This is a genomic window from Pseudoalteromonas sp. BZK2, assembly GCF_014349195.1.
Classification (GTDB): domain Bacteria; phylum Pseudomonadota; class Gammaproteobacteria; order Enterobacterales; family Alteromonadaceae; genus Pseudoalteromonas; species Pseudoalteromonas simplex.
The window spans coordinates 139,407-155,200 of sequence record NZ_JACSOG010000006.1; the positions used below are offsets into that span (position 1 = coordinate 139,407).

Below are 15,794 nucleotides of genomic sequence, written 5' to 3' on the forward strand. Positions count from 1 at the left end.
AGCGCCTTATGGCGCTTTTTTCGTGAAATCGGCCATCTCTAAATAGTTGTCGATACCGGCTATTTTGTCACTCGCATGGTGATTAACATACACCACGGTGCTGGTGCCTGCAGCGCAGATTTTTTCTATCAGTAATAACACGCGTTGCCTATTGGCTTCATCTAAGCCTAAGCAAGGCTCATCAAGAATCAATAAGTTAGGGTGTTTAACCATAGCCCGAGCAATCAACAATAAGCGCTGATCACCAAAAGACAGTTGGCTAAATGAACTGCTTTGTTTATCACTTAACCCTAATAACGCTAACCAATTTTTGGCAATGGCAAGTTGCTTATCGGTGGCTTTTTGGTAAAGACCAATGCTGTCATAAAAGCCCGAAACAACCGTATTGAGCGCAGTGATACTCACCCGATAATCCATATGTAGCGCGTTAGAGATATAACCAATGTGTTGTTTAATTTGCCAAATACTCTCACCGCTGCCGCGCTGGTAGCCAAACACCTTGATATCGTTGTTGTAACACTGCGGGTTATCACCCGTGATAAGGTTCAGCAAACAGGTTTTACCTGAACCATTTTTACCTGTTAACTGCCAATGTTCGCCTTGGTTAATTTGCCAGTTTAGTTTTTCAAATATAGCCTCGCCGCCATAACTGACTGATGCGTTGTTTAATCTTACCAGCATAGAGTCTGTGAGCGGAGGCGCTTGATGGTCAATATCTGCCTCAGGTATTTGTAGCTGAGTATGAGTAAGGTGCAATAGCTTAAGTAAATCATCGCGCTGCTCGGCTGTAGGCTTTGCTAATTGCTGAGCCACATGACCCTCTTTAACGTAGGCGTAATGATCCACAAAGTCAGGGATCTCAGTTAAGCGATTGAGCACAAAAATAAGGGTCGTTGTTTTACTAAGCTCAGTGAGTAGCTGATTAAATTCAGCCATTGCCGTAACATCTAAACCATCAAAAGGCTCATCAAGCACAAGTAAATCTGGTCGACCGATTATGGCTTGAATCAACATTAGTTTGCGGGTTTCGCCGGTCGATAAATCGCGAAATGCCTTGCTAAGTTTGTCACTAAAATCAAATAGGCTTATTAGTTGCTGTAGCAAATCACTATCAAGCTGTTGCTCGTCTCGACCTGCAATAATCAGCTCATAAACTGTACTCGTAGCCGTAACACCCTCAATAATATCATCTTGATCTTTAGTTAACTCGGCCGCGAGGAGCTGCTTTTGGCTGTCTGGCGATACCAATGCTATACGCTCAAAGCTATTCTCATACTGGCCTTGCTCTATTTTCGCAAAACCAGCAATGGCAGCGGCCACAGCCGATTTACCCGCCCCATTAGCGCCAAGTAAAACCCATTGCTGCAATGGCGATACATTGATATTGAGCTCATCTAAATAATAAACGTCATTGCCTTGGCCCTTCAGGCTGGCTCGAACATTAACCAACTGCACTTGTTGCACTTTGAATCCTCATTCTAAGTTACCGTTAGCTTGACGTTACCGCATTCGATAAAAAATTAAAAATCGTTTAAACCTTTTTTAAACACGGCTGCGACTAAGGTATAAAAGGTCATTAACAGGAATCAGACAATGAAAAAATTACTTTGTGTAGCAGCAATAGGCCTAGCACTTACAACAACATACGCAATGGCAAAAGACTCACGTGAGCTAAGTCATAACTTTACAGTGAATGGCGCAAGCCAGCTTGATATTGATTTTCCGGTGGGCAGCTTAGAAGTCGAAAGTTATGACGGCAGTGAAGTCGTGGTTACGGTTCGCATTGAACCAAAAAATGACAATAGCTGGTTCAGCTCTGATGTTGATTTATCAAATATTGAATTAAGCCACTCGCAAAGTGCCAGCTCACTTAGCTTAAAATTAGATAACGATGACATTCAACAAAACTGGCATGTAAAAATGCCTAAATCAATGGCAATTGATGTTGAGCTAGGTGTAGGTGATATTGAGATTAACGACGCAAGTAATTCAGTTGAGATTGAACTTGGTGTGGGCGCAGTAAGAATTGATAGTGCGCTTGACGATTACAGACGCATCGAACTAGATACCGGTGTGGGCGACACCAAGATTCGCGGCTTGAAAAAAGAGGCTAACACCAGCCGCAAAGTCGTTAGCTCTCACTCAAGCTACCGAGGCAATGGGCTGCATGATATTGACGTTGAAGTAGGTGTTGGCGACATCAAAGTAACAAACTAATTTAACGCTTTGGTTATCCCTGTGAGCTCTCGGTAAATAAAATACTGAGAGCTTTTTGCACTGAATCTAGCGAGATCGGTTTGTATACATGTAGGTTAGCCCCAAGTTCATACACACGTTGTAAATCATCATTTGATGTATTGGCCGTCACCACCAAAATTGGCACCTGTTGCCCCTGCTCATTACGAATAATATCAATCGCTTTAAAGCCATCCATAACTGGCATATTCAAATCCATAAAGATTAAATCATACTGCTTATCTGACGCTTTATCTGTGGCGATTAAGCCATTTTCAGCGATATCAAAGCTGTAATTTAACTGCCCTAAAATACGACCTAATATAGTGGCATTCAACTGATTATCTTCCACAATTAAGCAGTGTAACTTATTGGGTAATAAAACCTCTGCGTCATCACCAGCGGCATTACTTAACTCTAAGCTAAGCACCACTTTAACACCTTGCGGTTGAGCACTTAAAAACTCAATATTCCCCTGCAAAGCTTTAACAATATGCACCACCCTCAACAAACCAGTTTTAAGGCCTTGAAAATGCTGCTCGCTATCATTTTCCAAGCTGAGTATATCGGTCGGTGGCTTTTCAAACCCTTTGCCGTTATCTTGCACTTCAATAATATAGTTTTGTTCGCCTTGGCTTCTTGCTGTGATCGCAATTCGACCTTGTTCAGCAGTAAACTTTACTGCATTGTTGATGAGTTCAGCCAAAACTTGCTGTAAACGAGCATGATCAGTGAGTACATCTTTGTTAAGAGATTCTGGAATATCGATACTAAGCAGAATATTCTTTTCGTCGCAAACATATTCAAATGGGGTGATCGCGTGTTTTAGAGTCGACTTTAAATTTCCACGACTCGGGTTTAATTGCCAATTTCCTGTTGTGAGCTGTTGTAAATCAACAAGTTCATCTAACATTGCGACTAATCTATTCACACAATAAACAGCTTGTTTTTTAGTTGCGAGCTGTTGTTCATTGATATCAAGCGCTTCAATAGAGGCTGTAAGGCCTTGTATTGGTGTTCGAAATTCATGACTTGCGCGCGCTATAAAGCGCTCTTTATTTTTGCTTATTTGCTCCGCATATTCTTTTTGAGTTTGATACTTATTAATTGTTTTAGCGATTAATGATTCCATTGGCTTAAAGACAAAAAATAGTTCAATCAATAACAACAGCAAAGCCGTTAACCAAAATATTAATTCAACTGTTGCAATAAATGTGACTTTTTTTACAGACTCTTGCTCAAGCAACTCAACAGCTACATCTAATTCATTTAATAAGACTTCAACTTGTTGAGTTTCGAAAACAGGCCCGTCAAAATCTGTGTAGTCGTCACGGCTATTTAATAGCTTCTGTGCTTTACTTACATAGCGCTTAACACGCGCATCAAGCTTATTTGGAGCAGCAAAGTAATGTGCCTCTAACTCCTGATTTAAATGACGAAACGTATTTGGACCATCGCGAGCAACCAAAAACTGGTGACCTGCAATAAACTGCTCAACGGTGTCTTGTAGCAGCTTGCGATGCTGTTGCTTTACAGGCAGAGACTTGTCATAAATTAATGCGTTACCATGCAAAGCAATCTTTTGAGAGAGCATTCGTTGCTTGCCGGCAATATTGATCACCTCGGCATCACCCTTTTGGATATACAACAAAGATTGAATCAAGGCCGCTGACAAGGATATTAGAAGCGCTATCGCTAATAACCCCCAGCGATATCTTTTACGGATATCAATAACTAGGTTTAACATGCATTTCTCTGATCTTTTTATTTTATTCTAGTCTAAATTAAGCAGTAAAGCCCACTATTAAGTGGGCTTTATCAACAAACAAAGCAGTACTTAAAGACTACCTATTTTCGAGGCGGTTATAATCAAATAACCCAAATTCGACACCTCGGTATTCTTTAGCTACACGATGCAAAATATCGCTGTATTGCCAAAACTGAGGATGCGTTCGACGAATTGCAAATTCGCTTTTCAGGTCTCTATATGCCGACTCATCAGTCACTTTAGCAAGCCCAGCTGCAAATGCAGCAACCTGTTGTTCGTTATGTAGATACCAAATTGCTTCTGGGTAATCACCAATAAACCCCGGTACAATTGTTACAGTATCTTCGTCATAAGCTCGCTGCCCTTCTTCATTCAATAAACTCGAAATATTGTAATGAGCATTGTGATGAATAAGAGTATAGGCTTTGTGCTGTTCAACGCCCTCTTTGACTAACACAAACGAAATTTGCGGCAGTAGATTAATTGCTTTGACAGGCAAATCATTTATTTGTGCAAGCGGTTCTGGCACTTTGGTGTAGTCATAACGAGGACTCAAAATTGGTTTGAGCTTCTCTTTAAGCATGTTATACAGCTCAGACTGCTGATCTGCTGTTTTGAATTCAATGCCAGTAGGTTGACTAAATGACAGTTCATCTTCAAAGAAACTGGTTAAACTAGGTGGTGATTTACGATACCACTGAGCTTTAACTTCTTTACGTTTAGCTTCTGGTAATAACGCCAAATAATTCGCTTCGCCTTCTAAGCGTAAAAAGTCCATATACAAACGAGTTAAAAGCTGGTGACCTATATTGCCGTACACATCAAACCCCGCCACCAGCAGGTAATGAATACGCTCAAATAAGGCATAATCGAGTATCCAAGCAGTCTTTGGTTGCTGGCCTATCCAACCTTTTACAACCGTTGCACTATCGAAATGACGGAACACCGTCAGCGCTGCATTTTGGTTATGACCATCACCTTGCCAAAGTAAATCGGTGGTAAGGTGCTGACCGTTCTCAAACATCTTATTTGCCAGTGCAACTTTTGCTGATAAGTATTTGTTTTGGCGTTTTGAGTACTTTACCCAACTAGAAATCGGTAAAGCGTTACTTTCTTCTTCTGCAGGTAAAGCTAGCGCATCTTCATGTTGTAACAACATTTCACCGACTTTAGGTGTCGCCGCCATTTCAGGCTTAGCAAAACCAACCCAAAACTGATCGTTAATCACGTTTAACGCGATTTGACCACGACAAACAGGACCTTTAATAAAGCCCATGATTATCAGCTCTGCTTCATCAAGCATAAATTGATAACGCGAGTTTACTGGAATTGCTGCAAAAGCTTTAAACGGATTTGATGCTACTTCAGGCTTATAGCTTGGCAATTTATTTACTTGATAATCAGCTTCAATAAATTGCGAATGTAAGCGGGCAAGTTTTTCATCATTTAATGCTAAAGGTAAATGTGTTTTAGCTAAAATAGTCGAGCGGTCATGCATTAAACGATAGTAAACTCGTTCAACTTTAGGGTCTTCATAAGGGCGACGCGTGCTAATATGCTTGATCTCTTCTCCCGGCGGAGTCGAAGAGCGAACTAGTTTAAAGTAGCTGTGTTTATCGCCATGCTCAGGAAAATAAATATGCGCTAAGTACCAGTGCTCGTAAATATAACGAGCAGCTAGTTGATGCTTTAAACCATCTTGATTTAAGAAAGCTTCCCAGCGCTCCACTTGCTTAAGTACGCCTTTTTCAGGGGGCTCAATATGAGCAAGATATCCGCCTTTTCTGAGCCATTTAGCAAGGTGCTGAAACTCTTCGCTTGAGATCCCCGGTAAACCATATGGCATACCACTGTGTGGATTATCTTTAGCAAATGAATCAAACTCATTCATTGTGGTGCATGTTTGTTCACGATCGAGTGAAAAATCAAACTCATCGCCTAAAATAGCTTGCTTAGGCAGAGGGCTGCTTTGCTTAAGCACCAAAGAGTTATAAAGCACGCTACCCGCTAGGTTCGCTTCTTCGGTTTGTACTCGCTCGTTAAGCACTGGCGTAAAGCCTTTTTCACGCCACTGAGCTGTGGTTGTAGCATCAAATAGTAAACGACTTGGCTCTTGTGCAAGCAAACGTGTGCCATCATAGACACGCTCTTTACTTAAACCTCGGTCAATTCCTTCCACAGAAGATAACTTAAGCTGACAAGGTGCATCATAACAGCCGTGACAAACCACACAACGAGTGTCAAGAACAGGTTTTACGTCACTTAAAAACTCGGCGCCTTCAAGTGTTGATGCAGCAACAACACGCTCTCTAGGTTGCTCTTCACCAAACAATTCATCGTAATGAGCAGCGCCTAAATATGCACAGCCACTTAAAAGAATAAGGCCGAATACGGTCGTGAGGGTTTTTCTCATCCTTCCTCCTCGATATCTTCAATGTCATCACCTAAATCGAAGGTTGGCATCATATCTACTTGCGGCGACACAAAAGTTTGATCATTGTCACAGCTAAGCATTGCGCTCAATAATGGCCCGCGAACTAAAGTTAACTGCGCGTCGTGCTCACTATTAATCAATACTTGATAATCATCATTTAACACTTCAAGACGATATTCATTAATAGCAATAGCGACACTGCTATCAGCAGCTGGGTTTTGGCAAAGCTGCGCAAGTAACTCTTCGCTTAACGTTACATGTAATAATAGATCTGGAGATTCAATATCGCGGCTATGAAGGTTTTCATCGAAATAAAAAAGAGGAAGGGTTAATTCGCTATTTTGCTCTAATTCCATGTGCTGTTCTCTACATCAAAATGACTTTTAATTGTACGAGTATAGCAAACTATAAGTTCAAAAATTAGCGAAACTTATCAGCAGTTAGCAGCTTTTTAGCTACTAACTAACCGAGTTATAAAAACAGTGAAAAAAGTATTACCAAGGTAGCGTTTCACCATTTGAATGCCAAAACCCACCTGTGTTGCTAAGGTTTAGTTCATCAATACGTTTGATGAGACGCTCTGCTGCAGTTTCAGGGCTGATATCGCCAGCAAAATTAACCATTTGCGTTTGTACAAAGCCTGGGTGAAATAAGCCAACAGCAATTTTTTTATCTTTTAACTCATAGGCTAAACTAACACTCGCAGCATTAAGGGCCGCCTTTGACATGCGATAACCAATGTAACCGCCCGAGCCGTTATCAGCAATTGAGCCCATGCGCGATGTAATCATCGCCACTTTAGCATCAATACCTAAACTTTGCTGTAATGCATGCGTAATACGAATAGGCGCGATACTGTTCACGCTAATTTGCTTTTCGATGGCAGCAAAGTCCATATCAGCGAATGTTTCGTTGTGAAAAATACCGGCGTTATTAACCAAAATATCAATTTTGTCGCCGTGTAAGTAATTGGCAAGTGTTGCAACATCATCGGCGTTAGATACATCAATGTCGCTAATAATTTTCACATCGAGTGCTTGAAGTTCTTCGCTTGGGGTGCGAACCACCGCGGTAACACGGTAACATTTGGCTGAATATTGTTTACATAAATTAAGACCAATCCCTTTATTGGCCCCTGTAACCACCACATGCTTAGTCATCAATCTGCTCCTTAGTTGGGGGATTTATACCTAAACCACCTCAAGGTGCGAGTTTCTGCATCTTGATGAGGCTTAGGTGTATACTTTGGGACAGATCGGCAAAAACCAAGAGCTTAAGTTAATTCATCAATGGTTGACTTAAGAATAGAAAAAACGGCCCCTTGTGGGTCGGTAATCACACTAAAACGCCCAACATCTGGAATGTCTGTTGCTGGCACACAAATAGCGCCATTAAGCTGCGTTGCTTTGGCAACCGCCTGATCGCAATCTGCTACCGCAAAATACGGCATCCAATGCGGTGGAATATCATCTGGCCATTCATCGGTCATTTCGAGCATGCCTGCTATCGGTTGCTCATCAATAGTGAATAAGGTGTAGTCCATACCTTCCATGGGTTTCACCTCAAACTGCCATCCGAATAACTGACAATAAAAGTCGCGACTTTTTTGCATATCTTTCGACACAAGCTCAAACCAATAAGGTAGGTTAAGCTCTTGCACTCTTTTAGCCCCGATATGCTCACCCGCTTGCCACAAGGCAAATGTTGCGCCGCCAGGTTCTTGCAGCATCACCATTCGACCTGCCGTCATGACATCATGTGGTCCTGCCAAAACCGTTGCCCCCAATGATTTTGCCAGCTCAGTGCTTTGGTCAACATCATCAACAGCAATATATAATAACCAATGGGTTGGCATCTCACTCATACTTGCTGGCAGTTGATACATAGCGGCAATATCATCACCTTGCTTTTGCAGCATGGTGTAATACATGTCTTCACCTATTGGCTGATCATCAAAACCCCAGTCAAAAAGTTGCGTGTAAAATTGCTTTGCAGCTTGCCAGTCTTTTGCGCATAACTCGGCCCAACAGAAAGTACCCGCAGGGTGTTTTGTATTTATTTTTGTCATGGCTGTTCCTCCTTCATTAACGGTAATCAACAAGCGGCTTTTTTACCAATTATTTTTTAAATTAATTAAATAACCGTTTAGAAAAATTAAATAATCATTATCAGTCACTTACAGAAAAACCAAAGTAAACCAAGTTTTTATAGCCTTTACACAATATTGATTGCAGCAATAAACACATGTATAAATACGAACAATTTTTAATAACAATTATATAGCGATTTAACGATGTCAATGAAATTTGCGCTTCCTTTTTTACTTACTCCTATCGCTGCGTTAGCAAATCAGGCTCAAGATATTGAGCGTATTACTGTTTCTACAACGCGTAGTACTGCACCTGTTAGTACTGTACCTGCAACTATCAGCGTTATTACCAGTGAAGACATTGCTGAGCAACTTGCTCATACTCAAGATCTATCGCAAATTTTAGGTAATTTATTACCGAGTTTTTCACCAAGCCGTCAAAAGATGACTAGCGCAGGTGAAACACTACGTGGCCGTGAACCGCTATACATGATTGATGGTGTACCTCAGTCGAACCCGCTGCGTAATGGTTCTCGTGACGGCAATACAATTGATCCTGCTATGATCGAACGCATCGAAGTGATCAGTGGTGCTAATGCAATCCAAGGCATGGGCGCAAGCGGCGGTATTATTAATATCATCACAAAATCAGCAGGCGATTTTAATCACCAAATGAGCGCGGGGTTTAGCACTCCGACAGACGGTGGCAGCGACAGCCAAAGCTATAAAGCCAGCTACTTATTCAGCCAACAGCTAGATGATATTAGCTTTATTGGTGGTGTATCGGCTCGTAGTACAGGTATGTATCGCGATGGTAACGGAGACTTTGTTGGGTTAGATGGCACACAAGGTGATACGCAAGACTCAACCAGCCTAGACCTATTTTTAAAAGTTAAATATCAGCTTGATAATGAACAAAGTATTCAAGCGATGCTGAACCACTACAAAATTGAGGGTAATGGAGATTTTGTTGCTATTAATGGTGACCCAACAACAGGCCTTGCCACATCAGCTGAAAAAGGCGATATAGAAGGTGATGCACCACGCAACCGTGTAACAACTTTCACCCTTGATTACAACCACACTAATATCGCTGGCGGCAACCTTGCAGTTCAGTTATTCACGCAAGATTTTGCGGCAATGTATGGCGGCGGTACATTTGGTACTTTCCAAGATCCTGAATTTGGTGAAAACCTTTACGACCAATCTCAAAACAAGTCACAAAAGTTTGGAAGTCGCGTTACTTATAATAAAGATAACCTATTAAGCAGCCAGTTTGATATTGCGACCGGTATCGATTTACTTTCTGACGAAACATACCAAGAGCTTGCGCAAACAGGTCGTCATTGGGTGCCAAAAACCAAGTTTAATAACATCGCACCATTCGCTCAGCTACGTTATGACGGCTTAGAAGATTGGACTTTCAATGCCGGTGTTCGTTACGAGTACGGCAAATTAAAAGTAGATGACTTTACTACCCTAGCATCTTACAACAGCAGCTTTGTAGAAGGCGGTGAGCCAAGCTTTAACGAATTATTAGAGAACTTAGGTGTTGTCTACCAAGTGACTGATGACCTTCGTTTCTACGCAAGCTATAGCGAAGGCTTTAGCATGGCCGATGTGGGGCGTGTACTGCGTGGTATAAACCAAGCTGGCTTATCGGTTGAAAGTTTCTTAAACCTAGAACCTGTGATTTCTGATAACCGCGAATTAGGTTTTGAATATGCAAGCGATAGCTTCAATATTAAAGCCAGCTACTTTAAATCTGACTCAGACTTAGGCTCTCGTTTACAAGCTGATGCTGATGGTATTTACAGTGTAAAACGTGAACGCACTGAGATCTCAGGTTTTGAAGCCAATGCACAGTATTACCTAACTAACAGCACAACATTCGGTGCAAGTTACGCTGATACAGAAGGCCAATATGACGGTGATGGCGACAATAAAGTAGAGAGCGACTTAGGCGGCAGCAATATTTCACCGACACGGTTAAACCTTTACTGGCAGCAACAATGGCCAGCAAGTTTGTCTAGCCGCTTACAAGTTAATAAAGTGTTTGATCGCGACTTTAATACTGGTGAAGAATTTGACGGCTACACAACCGTTGATTTATCAGTGCAATATCAAAGTGCTGAGTATGGTACATTTAGCCTAGGTATCGATAACCTGCTAGATAAGTACTACATCACTTATTATGGGCAAACAAACCCATCGGCAACTCGCTATTTTGCAGGCACTGGCCGAACTGTAAATCTAACTTGGAACTATGCATTTTAGATTTAAGCTAAAGTAATTAAACAACAAAAAAGGCACCAAGGTGCCTTTTTTAATTAGTGATGATGACCATGCTCACCTTTGAGCTGATTACCTTGCGCATCATAAAATCCACTTGCACCATGCTCAACAAACCCTAAGTTGATCATTTTAGCTAAAAATGGATCGCTTTCATTATCACCGATATCTGCGTAATCGGTCGTTTGATAGTTATCCCATTTCGCAAATTCTGCCTGAATCTTTTGCTGGTTGTAATGACTGGCTGTTAAAGCAATTTCACGGCTATAAGTTGGTGTTGAAATACGAATTGCTTTGAGTAACTTTTGATTGGCAAGCCAGCTTAGCTCTATTTTGCTCTCACCCTGCTGCTGTGTGTAATACTCTGTTAACTCACAGCCTTCACCGGTGCTTTTCTGGTGCGTCATTGAGGCTAAAAACTTATCGCTTACTAGCTGATATTTGCTACTCCAATCTTGTTCACCTTGCACTTCCGATGGTTGATACTCAATACCACGCTGGGCATGCTGAAAGTAACGAATTGGGCGAATTTGTTTATTGCGCAACTGTTGCCATAATTCAATAAATTGTGGATTCTGCTTAGCCACCTGGTGAGGCGTACGCCAAAGGGTAAAAGTGTTTTCAGTATGCTGCTTATTAGCAACGATTTCTGTGGTGACTTTATAGTCTGCTTGCGTAAAACCGGTGTTCATATCGCATTGCCCTGCAACAGCAAGTGGACTAAGTAATGAGGCAAGTAAGATGGCTGCTTTCACGGGATTCTCTTTTGTCTTGGTTTACTTTATAACTAATTGAGTAAGGGAGGCATGGAGCCTCCCAAACACTCATTATTGTGCTAATTTAGCATCGGCTTGTTTAACAAGGTCAGCGGCGTAATCCATAACATGGAAGATAAGGCTTTGCTCATTAGTGCCTGTTACTAAATGTGCACCTGGGCCTACTGCATACACACCCACATCTTCTGCTGCATGTGTTTCAGAGCCTAGAGGTACGACGGCTTCTTGGTGGAAACCTGGTGTTGTTGTGTCAACATCTGTTAAATCAACACGACCCGTTACCGGTGCAAAGTTATAACCTGCATCAGCATCAGTCTCATCACCTAAGTCGCGGAAACCGCCACCATTGGTATAACCAACCGTTGTGTATGGCATGTTATCTGCTGCAAGTGATGGTTCATCACTACCCACAGGTACCACTTTACCTAAGATTGGGTTACCACGTTTTGGGTAGCCTGCAATGGTAAATACGTGGCTGTGGTCAGCTGTTACTATGATTAACGTGTCTTCGATGCTGGTTTTATCAAGAGCAACTTGGACTGCTTTTGAAAGCTCAACTGTGTCGCTTAGTGCATTGTAAGCATTACCAGCGTGGTGACCGTGGTCAATACGACCGGCTTCAACTGTTAGCATGAAACCATTGGCGTTGTTATCTAACACATCAATTGCTTTTGCTGTCATTTCAGCAAGTGAAGGCTCGCCTGCTACATCGTTTGCACGGTCTGCTTCGTATTGCATATGTGATTCATTGAATAAACCAAATACGCGCTCAGTTGACTCTGCATCAATTGCATCAAAACCAGCTTGGTCCATCACATATTGACCTGCAGGATATTTAGCTTTCCACTCAGCTGTTAGGTCACGACCATCTGTACGGTCACCTTCTACTGAGCTCACAGCATCAGCAGAGTTAAACGCTGCGTCTTTCGGTAAGAAATGACGACGACCACCGCCCATCACAACTTCTAAACCATCAACATCTAAGCCTTCGTAGCGTGCCTCTAGGTTTGCTTCAAAGTTAACTAACTGCGATGCAATATCTTCACAGCCAGCGGTAACTGCCGCTTCTGGCATATCTGATACGTCTTCCCAGTTACGGTCAGCCGATTTTGCATACGTTGCTGCAGGCGTTGCGTGAGTGATACGCGCTGTCGAAACAATACCCGTCGACTTACCGGCAATCTCAGCAAGCTCAGTGGCTGTAACTAGTTCATTACCTGCAACCGTTGCACAGTTACCACGTTCGATGTCTTCATCAACACCGATAACGCCAGCATCCGTTTTTACGCCCGATGCCATTGCTGTCATCGTACCCGCAGAATCAGGTGTTTGCGCATCAACGTTATAGGTTTTAGCAAACCCTGAGAATGGTAGTGTTTCAAAGCTTAGTTGATGTTCTTCTCCTAGCTTACCCTCTAGTTGACCGGCCATAATACGTGCTGCTGTGACAGTTGAAATACCCATGCCGTCACCAACAAACAGAATCACGTTTTTCGCTTTACCTGACTCTTTTACAACGGCAGCAATGTTTTCTTCGCTACTAGCGACTTTAACTTGTGCTGACTTGAACCATTCATTATCAGTCAACGGCGCTAATTGCGATGCTGTTAACGACGTTGCTGGTGCATTACATGCAACGCTTGTATCCGTTACTTCTGCTGAGTCTAGCTCACCGTTATCGTTGCTATCTTCACCGGTAAGGGTTTCTGTACCACCGTTTACGCACTGCTCAGAGCCAACAGCTAATGTATTTTCAATGGTTAATGTTTTTGGTGAGTTGTCATCGTCATCAGAACAACCCGCTAATGCCACTACTACAGCAAGAGAAATTAAATTTAGTTTTTTCATCGTCGTCGCCATTATTCTTCAATTAGTTCTAGAGCTTGGTTAATGATGTGGAAAATTACGTTTTGCTCCACAACGCCTTGTGCTAGTTGCGCACCTGGACCTTTTGCATGCAGTGAAATATCTTCACCTGCATGAGTCTCTGAACTTAGTGGCACAGTGGCTTCTTGGTGATAACCAGGAGTAGTCGTATCAACACCCGTTAAATCAACACGGCCTGCAAATGCCGCTTCGCTATAAGATGCATCAGCGTCGGTTTCATCGCCTAAATCGCGAAAACCTAAACCATTAGCATAACCAACTGTGGTGTAAGGCATACCATCTGCCGCAAGGCTTGGCTCTTCGCTACCAATAGCAACTACTTGACCTAAGATTGGATTACCACGCTTTGGGTAGCCCGCGATAGTGAATACGTGGCTGTGGTCGGCAGTAACAAGAATAAGAGTTTCTTCTGGGTTGGTGTTCTCAACTGCTGTTTGCACTGCTTTGGCAAATTCAACGGTATCGTTTAACGCGTTATAAGCATTGCCCGCATGGTGGCCATGGTCGATACGGCCTGATTCAACCGTTAAGAAAAAGCCTTTTTCATTGCTCTTTAAGATATCAATTGCTTTACCTGTCATTTCAGATAATGACGGTTCACCCGCTACATCGTTAGCGCGATCTGCTTCGTATTGCATGTGTGATTCGTTAAATAATGCAAATACACGTTTGCTGTCAGCATTTAGTGTATCGAAGCCTGCTTGGTCCATGACGTACTTACCATCAGGGTACATTTCTTGCCACTCAGCCGTTAGGTCACGCTCATCCGTACGGTCACCTTCTACTTCGCTCACTGCATCAGTTGAGTTAAACGTTGCGTCTTTTGGTAAGAAGTGACGACGACCACCGCCCATCACAACTTCAAGACCATCTACGTCAGTCCCTACGAAGCGTGCTTCTAGGTTTTTCTCAAAATTTACAAGTTGTGAGGCAATATCTTCACAACCGGCTTCTACAGCATCAGCCGGCATATCTGATACGTCTTCCCAGTTACGGTCAGCTGATTTTGCATAGGTTGCAGCCGGTGTTGCGTGAGTAATACGCGCCGTAGAGATAACACCTGTTGCTAAACCTTTAATTTCTGCCAGTTCTGTTGCGGTAATTAACTCGTTACCAGCAACAGTTCCACACTCGCCACGTTCGATATTTTCGTTAACACCAATTACACCTACATCGGTTTTAACACCTGAAATAATTGCTGTCATTGTGCCTGCAGAGTCAGGGGTTTGCGCATCAACGTTATAGGTTTTGATTTGCGCTGAATAAGGGAATTCTTCAAAGCTTAGTAAGCCCTCTTCACCCGACTTGCCTTCCATTTGTCCCGCCATAATACGAGATGCAGTCAGCGTTGAGATACCCATACCATCGCCAACAAATAAAATGACATTTTTAGCTTTAAACGTTTGCTCAGCCTGAGCCGCCGCCTCTTTTTCTGTTAATTTTGTTTCAGCAGCACTATACCAATCATTTTGTTTTTGACTGTCTGGTAACACACCTGCATTGGCCGTCGCTGACAATGCCAACGTTAAACCAATTGCAGTAGCAATTTTATTAATTTTCATCGTTACGTTCCGTTAGTACGTTATTTTTAAGAATTTGAGTGCTAACTAAACTGCACTTGGATAATTAGCGCAGCCATACTAAGAAGGCATTGTTACTAAAAAAGTGACTTTTCATGACGAAATGATGAAACCAAAACGACTTTAGATATAAGTAAGTAATTAGTTTTAGGGGAAATAATAGGGTTAACTGCTAGGTGTGAGTTAGCGAGGGTAAAGGCTCTAGGTTATAGGTCAAGCATAACCTTGGGAGTGTTTTATGATGGTTGGGTTTACCAAAGAAAAGGTTTACATGGATTATGTTGGGTTTCGCTGCGCTCAAACCAACCTACCCGAAGAATGAACAGGGCAAATGCTGAGCTAAACACCACACTAAACAACCCCACCGATCGAATCTGACGTCTGAAAGCTGACAGCTTTTCTACAGACATTAAAAAAGGCCGCCTAGGCGACCTTTTTATAAGCTGTGAAGCTCTATCTGTTGATATTACTCAACGATAGTTGCAACAACACCAGCACCAACTGTACGGCCACCTTCACGGATAGCGAAGCGTAAACCTTCGTCCATTGGGAATTTGAAGGCGGCAGATTAGCCTTTCACTCTAAACTGCTTAAAACTTAAAGCTGGTAGCTTTTTTCACCCATAAAAAAACCCGAGACTAAGCTCGGGTTTTTCTTAATGCTTAATGCATCACTATAGTTGATTACTCAACGATAGTTGCAACAACACCAGCACCAACTGTACGGCCACCTT

At 42.3% G+C, this 15,794-nt stretch carries 11 protein-coding genes and 1 pseudogene; 2 read left to right on the top strand and 10 right to left on the bottom strand.

All coding sequences use genetic code 11. The annotated features are described in order from the left end of the window. Window positions 1-6: 6 nt before the first annotated feature. Entirely contained in the window at window positions 7-1,464 is a 1,458-nt protein-coding gene (modF, locus tag BIZ38_RS05485) for a molybdate ABC transporter ATP-binding protein ModF (RefSeq protein WP_187489781.1), read from the bottom strand. A 129-nt stretch (window positions 1,465-1,593) separates the two neighbouring features. On the opposite strand from modF, the gene BIZ38_RS05490 reads away from it, so the two are divergent. After that, complete coding sequence (locus BIZ38_RS05490) at window positions 1,594-2,217, top strand: hypothetical protein (RefSeq protein WP_166339632.1); 624 nt, start codon at window positions 1,594-1,596, stop codon at window positions 2,215-2,217. A 13-nt stretch (window positions 2,218-2,230) separates the two neighbouring features. Here the strand turns inward: BIZ38_RS05490 and BIZ38_RS05495 are convergent, their stop codons facing one another. The 5 genes from BIZ38_RS05495 to BIZ38_RS05515 all read right to left on the bottom strand — a co-directional run bounded on the left by BIZ38_RS05495 (window position 2,231) and on the right by BIZ38_RS05515 (window position 8,505). After that, window positions 2,231-3,982: a response regulator gene (locus tag BIZ38_RS05495; protein WP_187489782.1), complete on the bottom strand. Its 1,752-nt coding sequence runs from the start codon at window positions 3,980-3,982 to the stop codon at window positions 2,231-2,233. 97 nt (window positions 3,983-4,079) lie between these two features. After that, complete coding sequence (locus tag BIZ38_RS05500; RefSeq protein WP_187489783.1) at window positions 4,080-6,416, bottom strand: fatty acid cis/trans isomerase; 2,337 nt, start codon at window positions 6,414-6,416, stop codon at window positions 4,080-4,082. Further along, window positions 6,413-6,793 carry a hypothetical protein gene (locus BIZ38_RS05505; RefSeq protein WP_187489784.1) on the bottom strand — a complete coding sequence of 127 codons (381 nt, stop codon included), beginning with the start codon at window positions 6,791-6,793 and terminating at the stop codon, window positions 6,413-6,415. The genes BIZ38_RS05500 and BIZ38_RS05505 overlap by 4 nt, the downstream gene beginning before the upstream one ends. A gap of 138 nt (window positions 6,794-6,931) precedes the next feature. Further along, window positions 6,932-7,597: an SDR family oxidoreductase gene (locus BIZ38_RS05510; RefSeq protein ID WP_187489785.1), complete on the bottom strand. Its 666-nt coding sequence runs from the start codon at window positions 7,595-7,597 to the stop codon at window positions 6,932-6,934. A 113-nt stretch (window positions 7,598-7,710) separates the two neighbouring features. After that, complete coding sequence (locus tag BIZ38_RS05515) at window positions 7,711-8,505, bottom strand: VOC family protein (protein WP_138601202.1); 795 nt, start codon at window positions 8,503-8,505, stop codon at window positions 7,711-7,713. Between the two features lie 231 nt (window positions 8,506-8,736). On the opposite strand from BIZ38_RS05515, the gene BIZ38_RS05520 reads away from it, so the two are divergent. Beyond that, window positions 8,737-10,803 carry a TonB-dependent receptor gene (locus tag BIZ38_RS05520; protein WP_187489786.1) on the top strand — a complete coding sequence of 689 codons (2,067 nt, stop codon included), beginning with the start codon at window positions 8,737-8,739 and terminating at the stop codon, window positions 10,801-10,803. A 53-nt stretch (window positions 10,804-10,856) separates the two neighbouring features. Here the strand turns inward: BIZ38_RS05520 and BIZ38_RS05525 are convergent, their stop codons facing one another. The 4 genes and pseudogenes from BIZ38_RS05525 to BIZ38_RS05540 form a co-directional block, all read right to left on the bottom strand. After that, on the bottom strand, window positions 10,857-11,573 hold the full coding sequence (locus BIZ38_RS05525) for a hypothetical protein (RefSeq protein ID WP_054554099.1): 717 nt from the start codon (window positions 11,571-11,573) through the stop codon (window positions 10,857-10,859). A 72-nt stretch (window positions 11,574-11,645) separates the two neighbouring features. Further along, the gene (locus BIZ38_RS05530; RefSeq protein WP_138601209.1) at window positions 11,646-13,442 is read right to left on the bottom strand and encodes an alkaline phosphatase; all 1,797 of its coding nucleotides are present in this window, start codon (window positions 13,440-13,442) and stop codon (window positions 11,646-11,648) included. Window positions 13,443-13,453: 11 nt separating this feature from the next. Continuing rightward, window positions 13,454-15,043, bottom strand: a complete 1,590-nt coding sequence (locus BIZ38_RS05535; RefSeq protein WP_187489787.1) for an alkaline phosphatase — start codon at window positions 15,041-15,043, stop codon at window positions 13,454-13,456. 484 nt (window positions 15,044-15,527) lie between these two features. Further along, window positions 15,528-15,608: pseudogene (locus BIZ38_RS05540) on the bottom strand (elongation factor Tu); the annotation flags it as partial. Window positions 15,609-15,794: the final 186 nt, after the last annotated feature.